Origin of the sequence: Bifidobacterium choerinum (assembly GCF_002761235.1) — a bacterium.
Classification (GTDB): domain Bacteria; phylum Actinomycetota; class Actinomycetes; order Actinomycetales; family Bifidobacteriaceae; genus Bifidobacterium; species Bifidobacterium choerinum.
The window spans coordinates 178,157-203,169 of sequence record NZ_CP018044.1 but is presented as its reverse complement, the minus strand read 5'-3'; the positions used below and the strand labels follow the sequence as shown (position 1 = coordinate 203,169).

Below are 25,013 nucleotides of genomic sequence, written 5' to 3'. Positions count from 1 at the left end.
GATGGACACGCAGCACACGTCAACGGACGAACCGCAACAGCAGCCGCCGAGGAGGACGAAGCCGAAGAAGACGCCGAGCCCCCAGCAGCAGAAGATTATCGACGCGCCGAAGGACGACGACCTGCTCGTCGTCGCCGGCGCCGGCAGCGGCAAGACCTTCACGATGACCGAACGCATCATCAGATTCATCGACGACGGCGTGCCGCCCGAGCACATCCTCGGCCTGACCTTCACGAGGAAGGCCGCCTCCGAACTGCTCACGCGCGTCTCGGCGGCCGTGGCCGAACAGACGAAGCAGGCGAATAGGCCGGAACAGCCGGAACGGTCGAAGAAGTCGATGTTCATGAAACCGGACGTGTACACCTACGACGCGTTCTTCCAGTCGATCGTGCGCCAGTACGGGCTGCTCGTCGGCTTCGACCAGCAGACGCAGCCGCTGAGCGAGGCCGGCGCGCGCCAGCTCATCGCGACGACGGTCGGCGAGCACATGGACGTCGTCAGGGACAGCGGCGTCGAGTTCACGCGCTTCACGGCGATCGTCGACGACGTCTTCGCGCTCTCGTCGAACATCGCGAGCTCGATGATCGGCGGCGACTGCGACAGCGTCGACGACGCGATTGCGCGCATCCGCGCATGGGACCGCAGGTTCCTCGAGCTCATCGACAGGATGGGAATCGACTTCGACGCCGTGCCCGACGAGGAGCCGACGGTGCCCGACGTGAGCGCGAAGGCGAAGCGGCTGAGCAAATACCAGTACGACCGCCGCGTCAAGGCGAACGGCGAACCGTACGCGCAGGCGGCGCGCACGAACGAGAGGATCGACTACTGGCGCGACCACATCCAGCAGTTCCATATCAGGCAGATGCGTGACGCGACCGTCAAACGCGAGCTGCTGCTCACGCTCGTGCAGCTCGTCGCGGACGCGAAGCGGCGCAACCACATGGCCGAGTTCAGCGACTTCACGGTGGCCGCCTACCAGCTCGTCACGCGCTTCCCGTCGATCGGCGAACGCTACCGCGCCCGCTACACGCATGTGCTGCTCGACGAATACCAGGACACGTCCACGACGCAGGCGATGCTGCTCGCGAAGCTGTTCTGCGCCCCCGACGGCAGATCGGCCGTCAACGCCGTCGGCGACCCGTTCCAGTCGATCTACGCGTGGCGCGGCGCGAGCCCGGGTGCCTTCCGCCTGTTCCAGCGCTCCTTCGGCCTGCCCGACGACTACGAGCCGCGCGCATTGTCCGAGACGCGGCGCAACTCCGTCGTCGTGCTCGCCGCCGCGAACCATCTGACGGCCGCGCTGCGCGAACGCAGGCGCGACGGCAGCAGCGTGCAGGTGCACGAGGTGGACGTGCATACGCTGTCGAACGTGAGGGACGGCAGCGCCGAGGTGCACGAGGGCACGGTCGGCGTGCTCGGCTACGCGACGCGCGGCCAGGAGATCGACGGCGTCGTGCGTTTCGCGAAGCACGCGATCGCCAAACACGAACACGAGGACGCCGAACGCGTCGCGCGCGGCGAGGAGCCGCGGGGCACGAAGCCGCACGTCGCCGTGCTGTTCCGCGGCAAGACGCAGATTCCGTATTTCCAGGCCGCGCTCGAGGAGGCGGGGCTGACGACCTTCGCCGTCGGCACGTCGTCGCTGCTCGAACAGCCGGAGGTGCTCGACGTGCTCGCGCTGATGCACGTCGTCGCCGACCGCTCCGACGCGGCGTCGCTGATGCGGCTGCTCGCGACGCCGCGCTTCGGCCTGGGCGCCGCCGACCTGCGCGCGCTCGCGCGTCTGGCCGACGAACGCAACGTCGACTACCGCTACCGCGCGCTCGTCGAGGCGGGCGTCGTCGGCAGGGACAACGCGGACGCGGCGACGCGCCGGCGCGTCGTGCGCGAGCATGCGCGCGAGGTGCCGAACGCCGTCTTCGCCGCCGACCTGCTGATGGACGACGACGCCGACGAGACGATCGAACAAGCGCATATCTCGAAGGCCGGCAAACGCGCGCTGCACCACGCCGGCGCCGTGCTGCGCCGCGTGCGCCAGGTCGCCTACGGCCCGATCGAGGAGGTCATGCGCGCCGCCGTCGAGGCGCTCGACCTCGACATCGACATGCTCGTCGCCGCCGCCGAACGCCGACGCCGCGCGGGGGAGGGCGGCGACGCGGCGAACGCGACGGCGACGCGCGCATCGATCGACGCGCTGCTGCGCACCGTGCGCACCTATGTGCAGGAGATCGCGACGATGCAGACGCCGACGCTGCGCGGCTACCTGTCGTGGATCGACGCACAGCGCAACGTCGACGAAGGCGCCGCGCCGATGCCGGACACACCCGTCGACGTCATCCTGATGACGGTGCACCAGTCGAAGGGCCTCGAATGGGACGCCGTCGCCGTCGTCGGTCTGCAGGCCACCGCGTTCCCGTCCAACCAGGGCGAACGACTCAAGGTCGACTACGTCAGCCATCCGGGCGTCACGTCGCCGGACGACGGGGACGGCCCGTCCGGCGAGTGGACGGCTCCCGACTACCTGGCGAAGGCGCACACGTGGATCACCGACCCGGCCGCCGTGCCGGTGCCGGTGCGCTCCGACGCCGCGATCCTGCCGGCCTTCCCCGGCAACGCGCGCAAGGCCGCCGAATCGAACGACTACGACCCGATCGCCGCGCTCGGCGCCGATGACGAGGTCGGGCTGCTCGACGACGACGTGTTCGGCAGCCTGCGCGAATACACGATCGTCAACGACGACGGCTTCCCGCGCAACGCCGACGCGCTGTGGGGCGAGGCCGAACTGTGGACGATGCCGCAGACCGAGGAGTTCGGCCGACGGCTGTACGCCGACGAACGCCGCCTGATGTACGTGGCGCTGACGCGCGCCCGCGACGAGGCGCTGCTCACCTACAGCGAGGACGCGTCGACGGCGCGCACGCCGGACGACGTCGTCTCGCCGCGCACGGCCGCCGCGGCGCATGCTGTCGCCTGCGCCGCCGGCTACGCCGCATGGGACGACCCGTCGGCGCGCGACGTCGTCGTGCCCTACAAGTCGTCGATGTTCTGGAGGGAGGTCCACGAGTCGCTGCTCTTCGACGCCTCCAGACGCGATGTCCACGAGCGCGTCGTCCCCGCCGACCACGTCGTCGCCGCCGTCCGCGCGGCGCGCGAAGGCGAGACGGGGGCCGAGGCCGCCGCGCTCGACGCGCAGTGGACGCACGCGATGCACCGCCCTGCGCTCATCGCCCGCTACAACACGGCGCGCGCCGCCGAGGAGCAGGTGGCGCGGGCGAAGCGCGCGCTCGAGCGGGCGCAGGAGGAGGGCCGCCCCAAGGAGGAGCTCGGCGCGCTCAAGGAACGCCTGCACGAGCTTGAGCAGGACATGTACGACCATGCGTTCACGCTCGCGGCCGACGAGGTCGGCGACGACGCGCCGGCGACGTGGACGCTCGACGAGATCGGCGAGGCGCGCCCCGCCGGCTACTTCGCCGGCGAGCACGCGCGCGATTTCGCCGACGCCGTCGTCGGCGACGCGTGGAACACGCCGATCGAGGAGCGGGAGGAGACGACGTCGCGGCCGTGGCCGTTCGCGCTGAGCGACGGACTGGCCGAACGGCTGCGCACCGGCGCCGCGGACATCGGCACGACGATGGACGGCTGGGCGCGCGCCGGCGCCGCCGAACCCGAACCCGGCGACGTGCGCGCCGGATCGCTCGTCGCGCGCGCATTGGCGTTGATCAGCGACCCGAGCTTCGGCGCGCTGCCGGACATGCCGGACGACCGGCTGCTGGCATTGCTCAAGGACAAGGCGCGCCGCGCGCTGCGCATGCAGCGCATGAACGCGACGGCGCTGCAGCGCGGCGCCGACCTGAACCGCGCCGGCGAGGCGGACGGCGCGGAACTCGGCGACGACGCGCGCCGCCGCCGCGACGAGCGCGACTTCGACCTCGTCGCCGGCGTGCTGCGCCCGATCCCGGCGATGAGCTCGCCGCAGGCCGAGGCCGGCACGCGTTTCCACGCCTGGGCCGAACGCTTCGTGCGCGCCGGCATCGACGACGACGGCGCCGCGCGCGCCCGGATGGTCGCCGACGTCGAGCATGCGCTCGCCGACGACGCCGACCTGGACGCCGACGCGCGCCGCCTCCTGCAATGGCAGCGTCGGCTCGTCGATTCGCCGTGGGCGTCGCGCATGCCGTCCGACGCCGAGGAGTCGATCGTCGTCGCGGTCGACGGCATCGACAACCTTGTCCAGGGCAAGCTCGACGCCGTCTTCGTCGGCGGCCTCGACCCCGACGACGCGACGAAGCGCTTCACCGTCGTCGACTGGAAGACCGGACGCCGTCCGCGCAAGGCGAAGGACGTCGAGGAGAAGCTGCGTCAGCTCGACTTCTACCGGCTCATGCTCGCGAAGGCGCGCGGCGTGCCGCTCGAGGCCGTCGACGGCGCGCTGTACTACGTCTCCGAAGCCGACGAGGCCGACCGCCAGATCGACGCCGCGCCGAAGGACGAGGCGGCGATCGTCCGCGAGATCCACGAAGGCATCGCCTTCGACGGCGACGATGACGGCGCCGCCGACTGACGGCGCCTCAGGCCGCCGCACGCGCACAGCGTAGAATCCGGCCGCAATCGACGTCGCCGACTACACTGGGACGCTGCAAGCACGGGCGCCGCCGCCGGAGAAGCACTCCGGCGGCGGCGCGCGCATACGGGCCCCACGCACGGGCCCGGCGCAGGGGAACGCACTGCGCCGATGCGCGCGATCCAACGCCGTCTCAAGGCATGCGTGGGCGGGCACACATGCGCAATGCGAATGCATATGAATTGCATGACGAATCATGATGAATGAAGGAGCTATGCACATGGGTGCGAACAACAATGCGACCCGTCACGTCAGCTACCGTCCGATGCGCTGGGAGGACCTCGACACCGTCGCCGCCTGCTTCGACCGCGTCTGGCCGCAGCGCGAAGGCATCGCCGGCACGCCGCTCGCGACGCTCATCGCGCGCTATCTGACATTGCACTACGTCGAACCGATCACCTGGTCGAACGTCGCCGAGACCGACGACGGCGTCTTCGCCGGCGTCACGCTCGTGCGCGCCGTCGGAGCCCCGGCGTTGTTCGCGCAGGCGCGTGAGGAATTCGAACGCACCCGCGAGCTCATCGTCGCCGACCCGCGCGGCGCCGCCGTCGTCGACATGCTCGAACAGGGTTTCTTCCCGCGCGAACGCATCCTCGAGGAGGACGGCGACGTCGGCGCGACGACGCAGGCCGAACTCGAACTGTTCATGGTCAACCCCGACGTGCGCGGCATGGGCGTCGGCGGCGCGCTGTGGCGCCAGCTGCTCGCCGCGCTGCGCGGCCACGGCGTGCGCGCGTTCTTCCTGCACACCGATTCGAGCTGCGACTACGGCTTCTACGACCACAAGGGCCTGACGCGCGTCGCCGAACGCATCGCCGCCGACCATCCCGAGGACGCCGACATGGCCGAGGGCATGAACGCCGACGACCAGTTCATCTACCGCGCCGACCTCGCCGACACGGCGCTGCCCGACGCCGTCAACCCTTCCGAGACCGTCGAGGTGCGCGGCGCATGAGCGAAACGACGACCAAGCCGCGCTCGCCGTACGCGCGCATGTTCGCGCTGCCCGGCGCGAAGGCCTTCTGCGCCTCCGCCGCGCTCGCGCGCCTGCCGATGAGCATGATGAGCCTCGGCATCGTGCTCGCGCTCAACCATCTGTACGACAACTGGACGATCGCCGGCTCGATGAGCGGCGCCTACATCCTCGCCGTCGCCGCCGTCACGCCGTTCTACGCGCGCCTGTTCGACCGCTTCGGCCAGCGCAGGGTCGGGCGCATCGCGCTCGCCGTGCAGGTCGTCTCGATGCTCGTGTTCGCGTTCAGCGCGCTCGCGCATGTGCCGATCGCGCTGCTGTTCGTGCTCGCGCTCGTCATGGGCGCCACGCAGTTCTCCTTCGGCGCGCTCGTGCGCACCCGCTGGACGTATCTGCTCGAACGCACCGACAACATGGACCTGCTCAACACGGCCTACGCGCTCGAATCGGCGATCGACGAGATCGTCTTCATCTTCGGCCCGATCCTCGCGGCGACGCTCGCCACATCGGTGCATCCGGTCTCGCAGCTGTTCGTCCCGACGGCCGCCTGCGCGATCGGCGGCACGATCTTCTTCTCGCTCAGACGCTCCGAACCGCCGGTGCTGCACGTCGTCGAGACGACGCCGGTCGCCGCCGACGACCCCGACCTGCGTCTGGCACGCGGCGAATTCGACGGCGACGCGCAGGGCACCGCGCTGCAGGATTCGCTGCGCAAGCGCAACTCGCTCGCCGCGTCGTCGCGCAAGGCGACGCGCAACGTGCTGCTGTACGCCGGCATCCTGCCGCTCATGCTCACGTTCATCTGCTTCAACATGAGCTTCACGACCTTCGACGTCTCGATCACGGCGGCGATGGAGCACGACCATCTCGACCAGTTCCTCGGCCTGCAGCTCGCGATGATCGCCGTCGGCTCGTGCATCGGCGCGCTGTATTTCGGCTCGCGCAGGCACCGCGGCCCGCATTGGCGGCGCATGATCGCCTGCCTCGCGATCCTCGCCGTCGGCTTCGCCTGCATGCGCGCGACGATGGACAACTACTTCGTCCTCGGCGCCGTCGAACTGCTCGCCGGTCTCGTCGTCTCGCCGCTGTTCGCGACCGGCAACCTGATCGTGCGCGAGACGGTGCCCGAGCAGTCGCTGACCGAAGGCCTGTCGTGGCTGACGACGGCCGGCCAGATCGGCGCCTCGCTCGGCTCGCTGCTCGGCGGCATGATCCTCGACCATCTCGACTCACACGCCGGCGTCATGATGACGTGGGTGTACACGGCCGCCGCGATCCCCTTCGCGCTCATCGGCTGGTGGGTCTTCACGCGCAAGAACGCCGACGCCGAACGCGACAGCGGCGACACGCTCTGAGCCGACGCCCCGGGCCGTGCGCGCCGGCGGCATCCGGTGACGGCGTCGCATGCAGGCGGCGCGCACCCCGGTCGCTACACTGAGTCATGGAACAAGCCCCAACACCCACAACCACAGGCAGAAAGCTGGTGCAACATGATCAAGGTTTCCGTAGTCGGCGCACAGGGCCGCATGGGCTCGCACGTTGTCGACGCCGTCAACGCGGCCGACGACGCCGAACTCGCGCTCGCGCTCGACGCCGGCGACGACCTGACGCGGATCACGCCGGAGAACACCGACGTCGTCGTCGAATTCACGGTGCCGTCGGTGACGCTCGACAACGTGCTCGCGCTCATCGCGCAGGGCGTCGACGTCGTCGTCGGCACGACCGGCTGGACCGACGACAAGCTCGATCAGGTGCGCGCCGCGCTCGCCGATGCGCCCCGTGAAGGCCAGAGCGTCTTCATCGCGCCGAATTTCGCGATCTCCGCCGTCCTCGCCGATTATTTCGCGCGCCTCGCCGCCCCGTACTTCGAATCGGCCGAGGTCATCGAGCTGCACCATCCGGACAAGGTCGACGCGCCTTCGGGCACGGCGATCCACACCGCGCAGGGCATCGGCGAGGCCCGCGCGAAGGCCGGCCTCGGCGCCGTCCCGGACAACACGCAGACCGACGGCGGCTCACGCGGCCAGGTCGTCGACGGCGTCCATGTGCACGCGGTGCGTCTGCGCGGCCTCAACGCGCACGAGGAGGTGCTCTTCGGCAACGCCGGCGAGCAGCTCGTCATCCGCGCCGACAGCTTCGACCGCGGCTCGTTCATGCCGGGCGTGCTGCTCGCCGCGCGCAAGGTCGCCTCGGGCGAGTTCCCGGGACTGACCGTCGGCCTCGACCATTTCCTCGACCTGTGAGCGGCCGGGGCGATCCGATCGCCATGGGCCCACGGGGAGGTGGACCTGCTGCGGGGCCGCCTCCCCGTAGGCGTTTCAACGCCCCGCGCCCGGCGCCGGCGGCCCCGGGCGCGTCCTAACCGCCCAGTACCGTTACAGCTATGACTGACGGAACAATGCATCTTCTCGATCCCGCCCCCTTCGGGCGTGTACTCCCCGCGATGGTGACGCCGATGAAGGCCGACGGATCCATCGACTACGACGCCGCGCAGCGCGTCGCGAAGCAGCTCGTCGCCGACGGCGCCGACGGTCTCGTCGTCAACGGCACGACCGGCGAATCGCCGACGACGCACATGGACGAGAAGGTCGACCTCGTCCGCGCCGTCAAGGAGGTCGTCGACGTCCCCGTCATCTCCGGCGCGGGGTCGAACGACACGGCGCACACGGTGCGCATGGTCGAGCAGACGCAGGAGGCGGGCGCCGACGCCGTGCTCGTCGTCTGCCCGTACTATTCGCGTCCCTCGCAGCAGGGCATCTTCTACCACTACCGCGCCGTCGACGAGTCGGCCGACAAGCCGATCATCGTCTACGACGTGCCGGGACGCACCGGCGTGCGCATCGCGCTTGACACCTACTGCCATCTGTCCGAGCTCGAACACGTCAAGGCGGTCAAGGACGCGACCGGCGACATCGCCGGCGCCGTGCGCAAACGCCTCGAGACCGGGCTGACCTGGTATTCGGGCGACGACGCGCTCTACCTGCCGTTCCTGTCGATCGGCGCCGTCGGCATCATCTCCGTCGTCGCCCACGCGGCCGCGCATCCGATGCGCGAGCTCGCCGAGGCCTTCGACCGCGGCGACATCCACCGCGCCCAGGAGCTCGCGAACCGCATCGCGCCGGCGATCGACGCGATGAACGGCACCGGCTTCCAGGCCGTCATGGCGAAGGCGGCGCTGTATGTGCGCGGCGTGCTCGAAAGCACGCAGATGCGTCTGCCGAACGTCGGCCCTACGACCAAGCAGATCGAGGTCGTGCGCGCGGGACTGCGCGCCAGCGACCTGCTCGCCTGAACGACGAGAGGATGACGGCCGTCCGGCGTCGCAGCTGCGCCGGACGGCCCGCCGAGGGAGGCGGCATGGTGGTGCCGGGGACGTCCCCGCACCGCCATGCCGCCCTTTGCGGTGTCGGGAGGGCCGTGCCACGGGCGCCGACGGGCGCCGTCCCATATTGCGCCGATAGCTGCAAGAACGCCGCCCGGGCGGACATCGCGTCCGCGACGGCGATACACTGTGAGCATAATGATTGACAATCGTGAGCCGATGATCGACCGCCTCATCGCCGTACCGCACGGGCCGTACGCGCATCCGCGCAGGCGCCGGACACGATGATATGAAGCCTCGCCGCGCGCATAGGCGGGCGGCACCGAAGAGAAACCAACAGAAGAAACCATGACAGAGACAGCAGCAGCCACGCATGTGCGTGGATCGAAGAGGAAGGCCGCGCAGACGGCACAGGACACGCCCGCGGAGACCCGCCGACGTTCGGCGCGACGTTCGGACGACCAGATCGAGGCGGCCGAGCTCGCCGTCGAATCGATCGGCGACGGCGGCGCGAAGAAGACGCGCGCGCGCAAGACCGCATCGAAGGCCGCGTCCGCGAAGTCGGGCGAGAAGAAGACGACGCGCAGCCGCAAGGCCGCGTCGAAGGGGGACGCGAAGTCGGGTGCAAGCAGGACGCGCACGCGCGCGCTCGCCACGTCGGACACGAGCGACGAGAACCGCATCGCGCCGCCGAAGTACCGCAAGGGGTCGATGCGCATCGTGCCGCTCGGCGGTCTGGGCGAGATCGGCCGCAACATGAACGTCATCGAATACAACGGCCACATCCTGCTCATCGACTGCGGCGTGCTGTTCCCGGAGGAGGAGCAGCCGGGCGTCGACCTGATCCTGCCGGACTTCAACTACATCAAGGACAGCCTCGACAAGGTGGACGCGCTCGTGCTCACGCACGGACACGAGGACCATATCGGCGGCGTGCCGTATCTGCTCAAGATGCGCCCCGACATCCCGCTCATCGGCTCGAAGCTCACGCTCGGCTTCGTCGAGGCGAAGTGCAAGGAGCACCGCCTCGAACCGGAGATGATCGAGGTCAAGGGCCGCGACAAGCTCAAGGTCGGCCCCTTCAACCTCGAGTTCGTCTCGGTGACGCATTCGATCCCGGACGCGCTCGCCGTGTGCGTGCGCACACCCGCCGGCTCGCTCATCGACACCGGCGACATCAAGCTCGACCAGCTGCCGCTCGACCACCGCGTCACCGACCTCGTCGAGTTCGGCAAGCTCGGCGAGCAGGGCATCGACCTGCTGATGATGGATTCGACGAACGCCGAGGTGCCCGGGTTCGTCAAGCCGGAGACGTCGATCGGCCCGGCGCTCGACCAGGTCTTCGCGACGGCGACGCGCAAGATCATCGTCGCGAGCTTCTCGAGCCATGTGCACCGCGTGCAGCAGGTCGTCGACGCCGCCCACAAGTACGGGCGCAAGGTCGTCTTCGTCGGACGTTCGATGGTGCGCAACATGGCGATCGCCGCCGACCTCGGCTATCTGCACCTGCCCGAGGACACCGTCGTCGACCTGAAGAAGGCGAAGGACTATCCGGACAACAAGCTCGTCTACATGTGCACCGGTTCGCAGGGCGAGCCGATGGCCGCGCTCGGACGCATCGCCGACGGCAACCACCGCGACATCACAATCAACGAGTTCGACACCGTCATCCTCGCCAGCTCGCTGATCCCGGGCAACGAGCACGGCGTGTACAAGGTCATCAACAAGCTCGTGCAGCTTGGCGCGCGCGTCGTCAACCGCGACAACGCGGCTGTGCATGTCTCCGGCCACTGCAACGAAGGCGAGCTGCTGTACATGTACAACATCGTCAAGCCGAAGAACGCGATGCCGATCCACGGCGAGAACCGCCATATCGTCGCCAACGGCCTGATCGCCGTGAAGACCGGCATCGACCCGAACAACGTCGTACTCGCCGAGGACGGCGACGTCGTCGACCTCTACCACGGCAAGGCCGCGATCGTCGGATCGGTGCCGTGCGGCTACATCTACGTCGACGGCGACTCGGTCGGCGAACTGACCGACGAGGAGCTCGAGAAGCGTCGCATCCTCGGATCCGAGGGCTTCGTCTCGTGCTTCGCCGTCGTCGACACGGACGCCGCCGAGGTCGTCTCCGGCCCGAAGGTGTATCTCAACGCCGTCGCCGAGGACGAGAAGGAGTTCGAGAAGGTGCGCCACCAGATCGTCGAGCAGCTGCGCGACGCGATGATGACCGGCACGAAGGACGTCCACAAGCTGCAGCAGATCATGCGCCGCACGCTCGGCGGCTGGGTCGCGCGCGAACTGCACCGCAAGCCGATGATCGTCCCGGTCGTCGCCGACATCGCCGCCGACATGGAATCGATGGAGGGCGGCGCGCACTGACGTCCACGGCCGCGCACGGCCGGACGGGGCGCAACGCCGACAGGAAAGCAGAAGCACAAGCAAGCAGCAAGGAGCACCATGCCAGGAGCCAATCTCACGCGCGTCGAAGCGCAGGAACGCAAATCGATCGTGCAGTATCCGATCCACTACGCCGTCGACCTCGATCTGACGCAGGGCGACAGGACCTTCGTCTCCACGTCGACGATCGAGTTCGACGCGAAGCCGGGGGAGAGCACCTTCCTCGACCTCATCGCCGACGAGGTGACGAAGGTCGTCGTCAACGGCGCCGACGTCGACCCGAACGAGGTCTTCGACGACGACCGCATCCAGCTCAACGACCTCGCCGAGCACAACACCGTCACCGTGACGGCGTTGTGCCGCTATTCGACGACCGGCGAAGGCCTGCACCGAAGCGTCGACCCGTCCGACGGCAACGTCTACCTGTACTCGCAGTTCGAGGTGCCGGACGCGCGCCGCGTCTACGCCGTCTTCGACCAGCCCGACCTCAAGGCCGTCTTCGACTTCACGGTGACGGCGCCGCAGTCGTGGATCGTCACGTCGAACATGCCGGTCGCCGCCATCGAGGACCTCGACCGGATGACGATGGACGGCACGCTCGCCGACAAGCCGTCCGAGACGACGAAGCGCTGGACCTTCGAACCGACGCCGACGATGAGCTCCTACCTGACCGCGATCTGCGCCGGCCCGTACGCCGCATGGCACACGACCTACGAGAACGAGGACGGCCGCACAATCCCGATGGCGCAGTACTGCCGCCAGGCGCTCGCCAAGGACTTCGCGAAGGACGTCGACTACCTGTTCGACATCACGAAGAAAGGCTTCGCGTTCTACGCGAAGACCTGGGGCGTGCCGTACCCGTACGCGAAGTACGACCAGATCTACGTGCCCGAATACAACGCCGGCGCGATGGAGAACATCGGCATGGTCACGATCCGCGACTCCTACGTCTTCTCGTCGAAGGTCACCGACGCGCTCGCCGAACGCCGCGTCGTCACCGTGCTGCACGAGCTCGCGCACATGTGGTTCGGCGACTACGTGACGATGAAATGGTGGAACGACCTGTGGCTCAACGAATCCTTCGCCGAGTTCACGTCGACGCTCGCCACCGCCGAGGCGACCGACTGGAAGGACGCATGGGCGACCTTCTGCTCCGGCGAGAAGAGCTGGGCGCTCAACCAGGACCAGCTGAGCACGACCCACCCGATCGTCGCGCCGATCAACGACCTCAACGACACCTACGTCAACTTCGACGGCATCACCTACGCGAAGGGCGCCTCCGTGCTCAAGCAGCTCGTCGCCTACGTCGGCCGCGACAGGTTCTTCGAAGGCATCAACCACTATCTGAACCGCCACGCCTACTCGAACGCGACGCTCAACGACCTGCTCGCCGAACTCGAGGAGACCTCGGGCCGTGACCTCAAGACGTGGAGCGAGAAGTGGCTCGAGGAATCGGGCATCAACACGATCACGACCGACGTGACGAGCGCCGACGACGGCACGATCGCGACGCTCACGCTCACGCAGAGCGCGCCCGAAGCGCATCCGGTGCTGCGCCCGCACCGCCTCGCCGTCGGCTTCTACAACGAAGACACCGCCAGCGGCAAGGTCGTGCGCACCGGCCGCATCGAACTCGACGTCGACGGCGAGACGACGGCCGTGCCCGCGCAGGGCAAACCGAAGCCGGCGTTCATCCTCGCGAACGACGACGACCTGACCTACACGAAGCTCAGGTTCGATGACGACTCGCTCGCGTTCGCGCTCGCGAACCTGCACCGCTTCGACGATGCGCTCACCCGCGCCGTCGTCTGGCTCGCGCTGTGGGACATGACGCGCGACGCCGAACTCGCCGCGACCGACTTCATCGACACGACGCTCAAGCTGCTGTCGACCGAAACGGAATCGACGACCTTCCGCTACGCGCTCGCGACGCTGTCGACGACCGTCTGGCACTACACCGACCCGGCCAAGCGCGCCGACATCGCACGCCACGTCGCCGAACAGCTGCTCACGCTCGCCAAGAACGCGCCGGCCGGCTCCGACATGCAGTTCCAGCTCGCCTCCGCCTATCTGAGCTACGGCGTCGAAGGCGACAGCGCGTTCGCCGATACGGTGCGCAGCCTGCTCGACGGCTCGCTCGTGCTCGAAGGACTCGAACTCGACAACAACTTCCGCTGGTCGCTCGTACGTGCGCTCGCGTCCGTCAACGCAATCAAGGAAGCGGACATCGACGCCGAGCTCAAGCGCCGCGACACGACCGAGAACCGCGAATTCGCCTACGGCGCCCGCGCCGTGCGTGCGACCGCCGACGCGAAGCGCTGGGCATGGGACCAGGCGCTGCACAACGACGCGCTGACGAACAGCCAGCTCGAGGAGGTCGCCCGCGGCTTCGCCGGCACGCCGAGCCAAGCGCTCGCCGACCCGTATGTGGACGAGTATTTCGAGCAGGCCGAATGGATCTGGAAGAACAAGTCCTTCCATATGGCCGAGGCGCTGCTCGAAGGCCTCTATCCGGGCTACGCCGACCCGGCGAAGCTCGTCGAAGCCGGCAACGCGTGGCTTGACGCGCATCAGGACGCGGACAACGCGCTCAAGCGCATCGTCCGCGGCAACGTCGAAGCCTCGGAACGCACCCGCGACGTCGCCGAGTTCAACATGAAGCTGGGCGAGACCGTCGAGGACTGAGTCTGCGGCTGTCCTGACCTGCTACGACGGGGGCGGATCACGGCGATCGCCGTGATCCGCCCCCGTCGTCGTAGCAGGTCTGCGGTTCGGCTCCGCTCCGGTTCGTCTCGCATTCGATGCCGTCGCCGCCCCGTCGTCCGCGCATGGCGGTCCAGCATCCGCCGCCCTCGGCAATCGCCGCGGGCGCAGTAGACGTGCGGTGCAGTAGAATCGTGCACGGTATGGTCCGGTCGCGGATAATCGGTCGGATCGGTGGTCTGATGCATATCAAGTGAGGATGAATATGCCACGTATGTTTGGAACCGATGGTGTCCGTGGTCTTGCCAATCGTGATCTGACGGCGCAGCTCGCGCTCGATCTGGGGGACGCGGCCGTGCGCGTGCTCGGCGACGACGCCCCGAAACCCGACCAGAAGGCGGGCCGCCGCCGCGCATTGATCGGGCGCGACACGCGCGTCTCCGGCGATTTCCTGTCGAACGCGCTTGCCGCGGGCATGTCCGCCGGCGGCTTCGACGTCATCGACGCGGGCATCATCCCGACGCCGGGCGTCGCGTATCTGACGAGCGTGCTCAACGTCGAGATGGGCGCCGTCATCTCCGCCTCGCACAACCCGATGCCGGACAACGGCATCAAGTTCTTCGCGCGCGGCGGCTTCAAGCTGCCCGACGCGAAGGAGGACGAGATCGAAGCCGTCCTCGGCCAGGACTGGGAACGCCCCACCGGCGCCGGCGTCGGCCGCGTCAGCCATGATTCGAACACGGCGACGAACATGTACATCGACCATCTCGTCGCCACGATCGCGCCGATCGTCGACGGCACGCAGACGAAGCCGCTCAAGGGGCTCAAGGTCGTCGCCGACTGCGCGAACGGCGCGACGTCGGTCGTCGCCCCGGAGGCGCTGCGCCGCGCCGGCGCCGACGTCATCGTCATCAACGCGTCCCCCGACGGCTATAACATCAACAAGAACGCCGGCTCGACGCACCCCGAGCAGCTGCAGGCGATGGTCAAGGCCTCCAACGCCGATCTCGGCGTCGCGTTCGACGGCGACGCCGACCGTTGCCTCGCCGTCGACGAGGACGGCACGCTCGTCAACGGCGACCAGATCATGGGCATCCTCGCGCGCGCCAAGCAGCGCGAAGGCAAGCTCAACCACGACACGCTCGTCGTGACGGTGATGAGCAACCTCGGCCTCAAGCTCGCGCTCAAGGAGATGGGCATCCGCACCGTGCAGACGAACGTCGGCGACCGCTACGTGCTCGAGGAGATGCTGCGCGGCGACTACAGCCTCGGCGGCGAACAGTCCGGCCACGTCATCAACCGCGAGTTCGCGACGACCGGCGACGGCACGTTGACAGCGCTGACGCTGTGCAAGGAGATCGTCGATTCCGGCTGCTCCCTCAAGAGCCTCGCCGCCGACTTCCCGCAGCTGCCGCAGCAGCTGATCAACGTGCCGAACGTCGACAAGATGGCCGCGAAGACGAACAAGGCCGTGCTCGACGCCGTCGCGCGCGAGGAGGCGCTGCTCGGTGATACCGGCCGCGTGCTGCTGCGCCCGTCGGGCACCGAGCCGCTCGTGCGCGTCATGGCCGAGGCCGCGACGCAGCAGCAGGCGGACGAGGTGACCGCGCGTCTCGCGCAGGTCGTCGCCGACGAGCTCGCGCTGTGAGCCACCGTACGAACCGCAATCGAAACCCGAAAGAGAGAAGACCATGTTCGGAACGAACAAGCGCGTGGACATCGCGCTCAACAGGGATGTGGAACGACTGCTCAAGTCGGCGCAGAACGGCGTGCTGCCGATCGTCGAGGCGGGCGAACCCGTCCTGCGTGCGCAGTGCGTGCGCTACGACGGCCAGCTGAGCAAGCACACGTTGGCGAAGCTCATCGAGACGATGCGCACGACGATGCTCGACGCGCCCGGCGTCGGCCTCGCCGGACCGCAGATCGGACTCAACCTCGCGCTCGCCGTCGTCGAGGACCATGCGGACGCCGACGACGACCCGCGTGAGATCGCCGAATTCCCGTTCCACGCGATCATCAACCCGTCCTACACGCCGGTCGGCGACGAGACGCGCTCGTTCTACGAAGGCTGCCTGAGCTTCGAAGGCTACCAGGCGGTGCGCAGGCGCTGGCTCGACATCGTCGCCCGCTGGCACGACGAGGACGGCAAGCCGCACGAGGAGCGGCTGCACGGCTGGCCGGCGCGCATCTTCCAGCATGAGACCGACCATCTGAGCGGCGAACTGTACATCGACAAGGCGGAAATCCGTAGTCTGACGACGACCGAGAACCTCGAGGACTTCTGGTGCGAGGATCCGGTGCCGACCGAGGCGGCCAAGGTGCTCGGCTTCGAGCTGTGAGCACCGCCGACTGCCCAGACGGCATGCGCCGCCGATGAAAACGGTGGCGCATACCATTTGGGCAGACGTCGTCGACTGTCCGCCACGCGACCATGCGCCGGCCGCCGCCCCTGCGCGGCGCGCAAATTAGTGGCAACGCCGCCACCGTAACCGGTTTCCCATTCGGGATTGCGACGCAGAGCGAAATATATTTCCAAATAAGCCTGAAAAACTTCGATTTTCCCTGTTGCGCGCATGGCGATGAAAAAAACGTTATGCCTTGATAGAAAACACCACCGACCACCGCGACCGCGAACCTAGCGTGTGCCTTAGCAATCACGAAAGGACGGCGATCGATCATGGCGGAGCTCACCGACGCACAACGCGCGGCGCTCGCGAAGGGCGAGCGCAAGGACATCAACGGCTGGCATTACATCACGGTGCAGGGGGAGCCGTACGAGATCGGATTCGAACACGGCTACCTGCTCGTCGACGAATTCAAGGACGCGATCCGCGTCTACACCCATATGACGCTTGAGACGCTCGGCATGGATTATTCGTTCTTCGTCGAGCAGGCCGTCAAGCTGCACAAGGACAAGATCCCCCAGGAGTATCTCGACGAGATGCAGGGGATGGCGGACGGCTTCACCGCCGGCGGCTTCCCGACGACGCTCGACGACGTGATCGGCTGGAACGCATGGATGGAACTGACCGGGTACTGGTGGCCGCAGGTGGCCGCGCAGTATTCGAACAACCCGCCGATGGGCCCGAAAGGGTCGCATTGCACCGGGTTCGTCGCCACCGGCTCCGCCACTGTGGACGGCCGTCCGGTCATCGCCCACGAAAGCTTCGACGACTTCTGGAGCGGCCAGTACTTCAACGTTTGCGAAATGATCAAGCCGGCGCACGGCTATGCGATGAAGATGCAGACGATCCCCGGCTACACCAGTTCGATGACCGATTTCTACGTGACCTCCGCGGGTCTGGGGATCACCGAGACGACGCTCGCGGGCTTCGTCGGCTACGACGTGGACGGCGTACCTGAATATGTGCGCTCGCGCAAGGCCTCGCAATACGCGAAGACGATCGACGAATGGGTCGCCATCGAAAACGACGGCAACAACGGCGGCTACGCGAACATCTGGATGCTCGTGGATGCCAATACAAACGAGATCGCGCGCTACGAGCAGGGGCTCAAGCACCAGGAGCTGCTGCGCACGAAGGACGGCTGGTTCTACGGCTGCAACGCCGCGCACAATCCGCGCATCCGCAACCTCGAATGCGTCGATAACGGCTACAACGATCCGCGTCAGCAGACCGGCGGCCGCCGCACGCGCCTCGAACGGCTCATGCCCGAGGTCGCCGGCCGTATCGACGACGACATGGCCAAGAGGATTCTCGCAGACAAGTTCGACCCGTATCTGGGTTACGAGTGCGCGAGCTCGCGTGACATCTGCGCGCATTACGACGTCGATCCGCAGTACTACGCCGACGATCCGCATGGCGTGTGGAACGTGCCGTTCTTCCCGGGCGGCTCGTGCGACGGCAAATGCGCGGACGCCGAGGATATCAGGAACATGAGGATGTGGGGCATCTTCGGACGCGCGGACGGCGAGCCCTTCGACGCGGACGCGTTCATGGACCAGCATCCTCAGTGGAATTGGCAGCGCGGGTATCTCAAGAGCCGCCCGAGCCAGCCTTGGACTTTGTTCGAGTAAGGAAACGGTTAGCAGAAAGGATCCATCATGGAACTAACCAAAGAAGATCTGTCGAAGATGGCAGAATCCTACAGGAAGGACGCCGCCCAGAAAATCGCCGAGCAGGCCGTCAAGAACAACGGCATCCATGCTTCGAGCGAGCGTGAGAACGTCGTCGTCACCAAGAACAACTTCGTGTTCTCGGTGGACGTGGACGACGAGGCCGTCGCCAACCAGCGCCAGTCCGGCCGCTGCTGGATGTATTCGGCGCTCAATTTCCTGCGCTTCCACATGGAGAAGAAGCTCAAGCTGCCGAAGGGCAGCTTCCAGCTGTCGCAGGCCTACAACTTCTTCTACGACAAGCTCGAGAAGGCCAACTTCTTCATGGAGAACATGGTCAAGTACGCCGGCAGCGACCTTGACGACCGCCGCATCGACTTCCTGCTCGCCACACCGCAGCAGGACGGCGGCGACTTCGACCCGATCGTCGCGCTCGTCGAAAAGTACGGCGTCGTGCCCGAGGAGGCGATGCCGGAGACGGCGGTCACGAAGAACTCCTCCGAACTGGACGCGCTGCTCAACCGCATGCTGCGCGAGGACGCGTACACGCTGCGCACGATGGTCGCCGAAGGCAAGTCGGACGCGGACATCGACGAGGCGCGCCGTGGCATGCTCTCCGACATCTACCGTGTGCTGTGCGTGAGCTTCGGCGAGCCGCCGAAGACAGTCGACTTCGTGTACCGTGACACCGACAAGCACTACCATGCGGACCGCGGCCTGACCCCGCTCGAGTTCTACAAGAAGTATTTGGGCGATGTCAAGTTCGCCGACTGCATCGGTGTCATCAACCTGCCGGTTGAGGGCATGGAATACAACCAGTCCTACGAGATTGACATGACCGGCGAAGTGCTCGGTTCCAAGCGCCGCTGCCGTTACGTCAACGTGCCGATCGACGTGATGAAGCAGGCGACGATCAAGCAGCTCAAGGCTGGTGAACCGGTGTGGTTCGGCTGCGACGTGCTGCAGGACTCCGATTTCCAGAAGGGCATCATGGCCCTCAACCTCTATGACGTGCAGCGGATGATGGGCCTCGAGTTCAAGCTCGACAAGGGCCAACGCTTCCAGTACAACCAGAGCCTGCCGACCCACGCGATGATGATCGCCGGCGTCGATCTGGACGCGGACGGCAATCCGCTGCGCTGGAAGGTCGAGAACTCGTGGGGCACCACCGCGCACAACAAGCCGGTCGGCCATGAGGGCTACTTCATCATGGACGACTCGTGGTTCACCGAATACAACTACGAGGTCGCCATCCGTCGCGAATACCTGCCGGAAGACGTCGTGAAGGCCTACGACAGCGAGCCGAGGATCCTGCCGTATTGGAACACCTTCAACCCGGAACCGTGATGCCGCGAGGCCTGTACGGGTCCCGTCCATAACCGATGGTGCCGTGCGGCCCCGACCGGGCGGCATGGCGCATGGACGTAAGTCAGGGAAAACATGAGTGATAACACGAAATCCAAATCAGGCGCCATAGTCAAGGGCGCCAAAGGAGGCACCGGCAATCTCACGACGCTGGCGCTGATCATGATGAACGTCACCGTGATCGCCGGTCTCGCCAACGATGTGCAGCAGTCGTTCTACGGGCTCTCCTCAGTAACCTTCTTCCTGCTCGGCGGTCTGCTATTCTTCCTGCCGACCGGTCTTGTGGCGGCCGAGCTCGCATCCGGCTGGAGCCAGCGCGGCGGCATCTTCCGCTGGGTCGGCGAAGGTGTCGGCGTGTTCCCGGCGGTCGCTTGCCTGCTGATCCTGTGGTTCCAGACCACCTTCACCTTCGGCTCCGGCATCCCGTCGATGTCCGCGACGATCGGCTTCTTCACGACGAAGTACGATTGGGCCGTCGACTTTGCGAAGAACTCGCACAGCTGGAAGGTGACGCTGCCGATCATGATCGGCTGGCTCGCCTACTACTGGTTCTGCTGCTTCCTCGCAACGAAGGGCGTCAAGACCTTCAGCAAGATCGCGCAGTACGGCGTCATCCTCGGCACCTTCCTGCCGCTTGGTGTCATGACGATCCTCGCCGTCGTCTGGCTGTGCCAGGGACACGCGCCGGCCATCGACATGGCCCCGAGCGCGCTCGTGCCCAAGTGGGAGGGCATGTCGACGCTCGCTTTGGCCGCCGGCGTGTTCTTCTCCTTCGCCGGCATCGACATGAACGCCGCGCACATCAAGGACCTGAAAAAGCCGAACAAGCAGTTCCCGCTCGCGATCTTCGTCTCGATGATCCTCGCGCTGCTCATCTTCATCGTCGGCACGCTGATCATCGCGATGGTGATCCCGAACAAGCAGATCAACCTGCTGTACACGCTGTTCGCCACCTATCGTGCACTCGGCGCGACAATCGGATTCCCGGACCTCTACCTCGTCTTCTGCTGGCTCGGCATGCTCAACAGCTTCGCCGCGCTCATCACGAACCTCGCCGGCCCGTCCTACATGCTCGGCCAGGCGGGACGCTCCGGCTTCCTGCCGAAGTTCCTGCAGAACAACAACAAGCACGGCATGCCGAGCCGTCTGATGTACACGCAGATGGCGCTGATGACGATCATCGCGTTCATCGTGTTCCTGCTGCCGAACGTCGAGGGCTTCGTCGCCCTGATCACACAGGCGATCACGATCCTGTACCTGAGCTACTACGTGCTCATGTTCGTCGCGTTCCTGCGGCTGCGCTACCAGCAGCCGAACCGACCGCGCGGCTTCCGCGTGCCCGGCGGCATGGCCGGCGCGTGGATCGTGGCCGGCATCGGCATCCTCGTCTCGGTCTTCGGCATCGTGCTCGCGTTCTACCCGCCGGCGCAGCTGAGCGCCGAGGTCGGTTCCGGCGCCACTTACGATCTGATCATCATCGGCCTGCTCGCGTTCGTGTTCATCGCATGCGTGCTCATCTACCGTGCGTCGCGCAAGCATGACTGGGCCGATCCGACGAACCAGTTCGCCCCCTTCACCTGGCAGATCGAAGGACTGACGAAGCCGGGCAAGGCGCTGTCCAACATACCGACCGCGTTGCTGTCCGAAGGCCAGAACCCGATGGGCCTGCCGATCAAGAAGCATTACGACAAGGACGAGATGATGGCGGACCTGCCCACCGGCAAGGATCCCAAGCAGGGCGAGGCGGCCGCCGCGCTGCTCAAGCAGCAGGGTATCACCGAACCGTCCGAGCCGGCCAAGGTCGCATTGGTCGGCGACCCGACCGTCGGCGTCAAGACGGTGTCCTACGAACCGCAGCCCGTGCATACGAACGCCGCCGGCGACATGATCCCGAAGCCCGCGGCGGCCGACGTCGCCGCGGCGCCGGTGCCCGTCGACGCGGCCGCCGACGCGCGCCGCGCCCAGGCCGAGGCGCAGGTGGCCAGCCGAAACGCCCGGGAGTACCACGACGAAGCCGTGGCGCTCGCCAACGAGGCGAAGGACGATGCGACGCTGTTGCACGACGCCCACGCCGTCCAGGTGGACGAGGCCGAAGCGCATGAGGCGCAGGACGCGGTCAAGCCCATCGATTCCGTCGACGCCGCTCAGGCGACCGATCCGACCAAGCCGGCCTCCGGCACCTCGCAGCCCAAGCACTGAGAGGCGCCGCGTCGCAAGGCGTATGCGTCCAGCCGGCGTCACGGCCGGACGCATACGCCGCCAATATCCGTCGGCGCATGCGCGGATCCCGCCGCGCAGGCGCCGCATCCCAAAGGAGCATTGTCATGGCAGAAGCCAATGAAACCAAGAGCGAAACAACGCAGAACGACCAGAAGAAGCCGCTTGAGCCGCTTCCGGCCACGGCCAGCAAGGACTACGTCTGGAAGGGCCCGGACGGCGCGTCGATCAACTACACGGCCACCGCGGAGATGATCCCGGTGCGCGCCGACGACGGCACGATGATCGGCCACATGTTCATGTTCTCGCAGATCTCCGACGCCGACGACAAGTCCGACCGTCCGGTCACGTTCCTGTGGAACGGCGGCCCCGGCGGCGCATCCTACATGGTCAACATCGGCGGCATGGGCGCCAAGCGCGTCAAGACGGACGGCATGGCGCACCTCACCGGCGTCGGTGAAGTCGAGGACAATCCGTATTCGCTGCTGCCGAGCTCGGATCTCGTGTTCATCGACGCGTTCGGCACCGGCTACTCGCATGTCGACCCGAACTACGACGCGAAGAAGGTGTGGGGGGTCGACGGCGACGCCGACGCTTTCACGCGCGGCATCATCGCATGGCTCACCAAGTACGGCCGCATGAACAGCCCGCACTACCTGTACGGCGAATCCTACGGCACGATGCGCAACGCCGTCGTCTACCGCATGCTCGGCGAGCACGGCGTAGGCGTCGCCGGCGTGACCGAACAGTCGACGATCCTCGACTACGAGCCGACGCTCTCCGGCGAGGACGACTACTATATGGGCATGTTCCCGGTGTACGCGGCCACCGCCAACTACTTCAAGAAGGCCGGCGTGGGCGTCGACCAGTACGAGTGGTACGACAAGGCCTTCGACTACGCGAACAACACGCTTGCACGCGCGCTGACGCTCGCCGACGCGTTGCCGGCGGACGAGATGAAGAAGATCGCCGGCGAGATGAGCGAATTCATCGGCCTGCCCGCCGACTTCATCCTCGCCAAGGGCCTGCGCATCGAACTCGACACCTTCCGCAAGAACCTGCTCAAGGACGAAGGCGAGACGACCGGCCGCTACGACACGCGCTTCACCACCTACGGCTACCAGGACGTGCAGGGCGACAACGAGTTCTTCGCCGGCGAGGATCCGTCCTACGACGCGATCAACGCCGCCTACCTCGACGTCTACATGAAGATGCTCGGGGACATGGGCTTCAAGGGCTACGAGAACTACGAGGGCCTGTCGCTCAAGGTCAACTCGAGCTGGAACTGGACGCATCAGGCGCCGGGCACGATGGGCTCGCCCCAGGTGCCGAACGTGGCCTACGACCTGGCGACCGCGCTGCGCCGCAACCCGACGAGCCGCATCTGCGTGCTCGGCGGCATCCATGACGCCGCGACGCCGTACTGGAACGTGCGTCACGACATCAACAAGCTGTTCCTGCCGCAGGCGCTCAAGGACCGCATCGAATACCATCTGCATTCGAACGGCCACATGCTGTACTGCGACGAGGTGGCGCTCGCCGCGGCCGGCCCCGAGCTCAAGGCCTTCTACGACAAGCGTCATGAGGATCAGGCCGCGCAGTGAAACCTAGGCCGTTGATGTGACACATCGATGATGTGACACATCAACAATGAGGATATCGTGATGAGGCGCCGTCCCGCAGTTGCGGGGACGGCGCCTCATCACACATCGGGACGGCAAGCATCACAGGATCTCGGCGAGATCGGGCCACGCGTCAGGGAAATCATCAAGGTAGCGCATCGCCTCGTCGCGCAGCCCCTGCATGACGAGCATCCGCTCGTAGACGCGGTTGCGCACCGCATGCGTCTGCTCATGGTTGTAGATTTCGACGATGCGCGCCACCTGCTCGCGCCATTCACGGTTCGTGCTGACGCGGCGCAGATTCGTCAGCGCCGGCATCTCGTCCTCGTCGAAGGAGGACAGTACGCGCTCGCGGTACAGGTCGCGCAGCCGCGGGCGGTCGTCGAGCGCCTGCAGCGCGACCTCCTCGAGCGACTCCCAGTCGTAAGGGACGAGCTCGTCGGGGAACATGACGAGGAACGGCGCGCTCTGGTCGGCGACCATCGTCGACGTGAACTCGAGCAGGTCGTTCCAGCGGCGCGCGTGGATCAGTCGGGCCGCGTACGCGTCGCCGAGCGGCGATGTCGTCGCATGCTCGCGCAGCAGCGCGTCGGCGCCGTCCACGTCGCCGCTCATGCGCATCAGGTCGTGCCGCAGCAGCAGCACCGCCTGACGGAAACGGTAGTGCGCGTGCAGCTCCATGTCCTGGCGGTCGAGCTGCGGCGACTGCTTCGACGCGTACAGGTCGTTGGCGAGGCCGGACAGGTCGGCGAGTTCGAAGGCGTATTCGTCGTCGATCATCGAACGGAAGCGCGCGTCCTCGTCGGCCGTTTCGCCGTAGCGGCGCGCCATCTCGTCCATGCTGGCGAGCGCCGTGTCGAGCGTCTCGTACGCGTGCATGCAGGTGTCGTCGTATCGTGCGAAGGACAGGCAGCAGGACAGCAGTTCGATCATCGGCATCGGGTTGATGCGGAAATCCTCGTTGCAGGCGACGGCGGTGACCATGCGCAGCGCCTGCGCGCCCACGGCCGGGTCGGCGTGGCGCGCGACGGCGTCGAGGTAGATGCGCGTGACCTGCAGCAGCTCCTTGAGGTATTCGAGCCCCTCCTGGTTGCGGTCCTCGCACATGCCGAGGAAGCGCGCCGTCAGTTCGATCGCGCGGCACAGGTTGCGTGTGCCGTCGAGCCAGCGGGTGCTGCCGGTCGCGTTAGCGACGACGGCGTCGACGCCGGCGAGCGCCTGCGTCTCGAGCCGGAAGGTCGGCATGTCGGCGCTCGGCACGTCGACGCCTTCGGGGCCGTGGTGCGCGCTCGGCGTGGCGGCGGCGATGCCGTCGAGGTACCACCGCATCGGGCGGTCGATGATCTGTTCGGCCTCGTCGGCGGGCGCGACCGGGACGTCGGCGCGCAATGCGTCGTCGTGGTGCGCGCAGGTGCCGATCGCCGGGTCCCACAGGAACGTGGGTCCGTCGAATTCGTCGGCGAATCCCCATTCGTCGTCGACGAAGTCCTGCATCTGCGCGAGCTCATGGTATTTGAGCAGGCCGGAGCGTTCGGCTCGCATCGTCATGGTATTCCCTCCGCTGGAAGGTCGCGGTTTCGTGTACACGCGATAACGGCTGTGCGTGCTTGCGCGCTGGTGCGCACAGAGTCACGCTAGCAGCTTGTGGATGACCGTTTGGTGAAGTTTCTACATTGTGTACCCGGGCATCTCATTATTCGTCGCGTGCGCCGCGC

The 25,013-nt window shown here is 66.9% G+C and carries 14 protein-coding genes; 13 read left to right on the top strand and 1 reads right to left on the bottom strand.

The window, feature by feature from the left end:
- Position 1: 1 nt before the first annotated feature.
- The 13 genes from BcFMB_RS00815 (at position 2) to BcFMB_RS00755 (ending at position 23,280) form a co-directional block, all read left to right on the top strand.
- Positions 2-4,561, top strand: coding sequence for an ATP-dependent DNA helicase (locus BcFMB_RS00815; protein ID WP_099720754.1), 4,560 nt, complete (start codon positions 2-4; stop codon positions 4,559-4,561).
- A 280-nt stretch (positions 4,562-4,841) separates the two neighbouring features.
- Complete coding sequence (locus tag BcFMB_RS00810; RefSeq protein ID WP_024541101.1) at positions 4,842-5,576, top strand: GNAT family N-acetyltransferase; 735 nt, start codon at positions 4,842-4,844, stop codon at positions 5,574-5,576.
- A complete protein-coding gene (locus tag BcFMB_RS00805; RefSeq protein WP_232513819.1) occupies positions 5,573-6,949 on the top strand; it encodes an MFS transporter in 1,377 nt (458 codons plus the stop codon). Before BcFMB_RS00810 ends, BcFMB_RS00805 begins: the two co-directional genes overlap by 4 nt.
- A 135-nt stretch (positions 6,950-7,084) precedes the next feature.
- On the top strand, positions 7,085-7,837 hold the full coding sequence (gene dapB / locus BcFMB_RS00800; protein WP_099720753.1) for a 4-hydroxy-tetrahydrodipicolinate reductase: 753 nt from the start codon (positions 7,085-7,087) through the stop codon (positions 7,835-7,837).
- 140 nt (positions 7,838-7,977) lie between these two features.
- Positions 7,978-8,886: a 4-hydroxy-tetrahydrodipicolinate synthase gene (gene dapA, locus BcFMB_RS00795; protein ID WP_033491110.1), complete on the top strand. Its 909-nt coding sequence runs from the start codon at positions 7,978-7,980 to the stop codon at positions 8,884-8,886.
- A 378-nt stretch (positions 8,887-9,264) separates the two neighbouring features.
- Positions 9,265-11,298 carry a ribonuclease J gene (locus BcFMB_RS00790; RefSeq protein ID WP_232513818.1) on the top strand — a complete coding sequence of 678 codons (2,034 nt, stop codon included), beginning with the start codon at positions 9,265-9,267 and terminating at the stop codon, positions 11,296-11,298.
- A 78-nt stretch (positions 11,299-11,376) separates the two neighbouring features.
- Complete coding sequence (pepN, locus tag BcFMB_RS00785; protein ID WP_099720752.1) at positions 11,377-14,001, top strand: aminopeptidase N; 2,625 nt, start codon at positions 11,377-11,379, stop codon at positions 13,999-14,001.
- 283 nt (positions 14,002-14,284) lie between these two features.
- Positions 14,285-15,667, top strand: coding sequence for a phosphoglucosamine mutase (gene glmM / locus BcFMB_RS00780; protein WP_024541095.1), 1,383 nt, complete (start codon positions 14,285-14,287; stop codon positions 15,665-15,667).
- A 43-nt stretch (positions 15,668-15,710) separates the two neighbouring features.
- A complete protein-coding gene (locus BcFMB_RS00775) occupies positions 15,711-16,358 on the top strand; it encodes a peptide deformylase (protein WP_024541094.1) in 648 nt (215 codons plus the stop codon).
- 338 nt (positions 16,359-16,696) lie between these two features.
- Positions 16,697-18,055 (top strand): C45 family autoproteolytic acyltransferase/hydolase, encoded by a 1,359-nt coding sequence (locus BcFMB_RS00770; protein WP_024541093.1) that lies wholly within the window; start codon positions 16,697-16,699, stop codon positions 18,053-18,055.
- Between the two features lie 27 nt (positions 18,056-18,082).
- The gene (locus BcFMB_RS00765; RefSeq protein ID WP_099720751.1) at positions 18,083-19,441 is read left to right on the top strand and encodes a C1 family peptidase; all 1,359 of its coding nucleotides are present in this window, start codon (positions 18,083-18,085) and stop codon (positions 19,439-19,441) included.
- A 93-nt stretch (positions 19,442-19,534) separates the two neighbouring features.
- Positions 19,535-21,658, top strand: a complete 2,124-nt coding sequence (locus BcFMB_RS00760; RefSeq protein ID WP_024541091.1) for an APC family permease — start codon at positions 19,535-19,537, stop codon at positions 21,656-21,658.
- A gap of 125 nt (positions 21,659-21,783) precedes the next feature.
- Entirely contained in the window at positions 21,784-23,280 is a 1,497-nt protein-coding gene (locus BcFMB_RS00755; RefSeq protein WP_099720750.1) for a S10 family peptidase, read from the top strand.
- 120 nt (positions 23,281-23,400) lie between these two features.
- Here BcFMB_RS00755 and BcFMB_RS00750 read toward each other — a convergent pair whose 3' ends face one another.
- A complete protein-coding gene (locus BcFMB_RS00750; protein ID WP_099720749.1) occupies positions 23,401-24,846 on the bottom strand; it encodes a hypothetical protein in 1,446 nt (481 codons plus the stop codon).
- Positions 24,847-25,013: the final 167 nt, after the last annotated feature.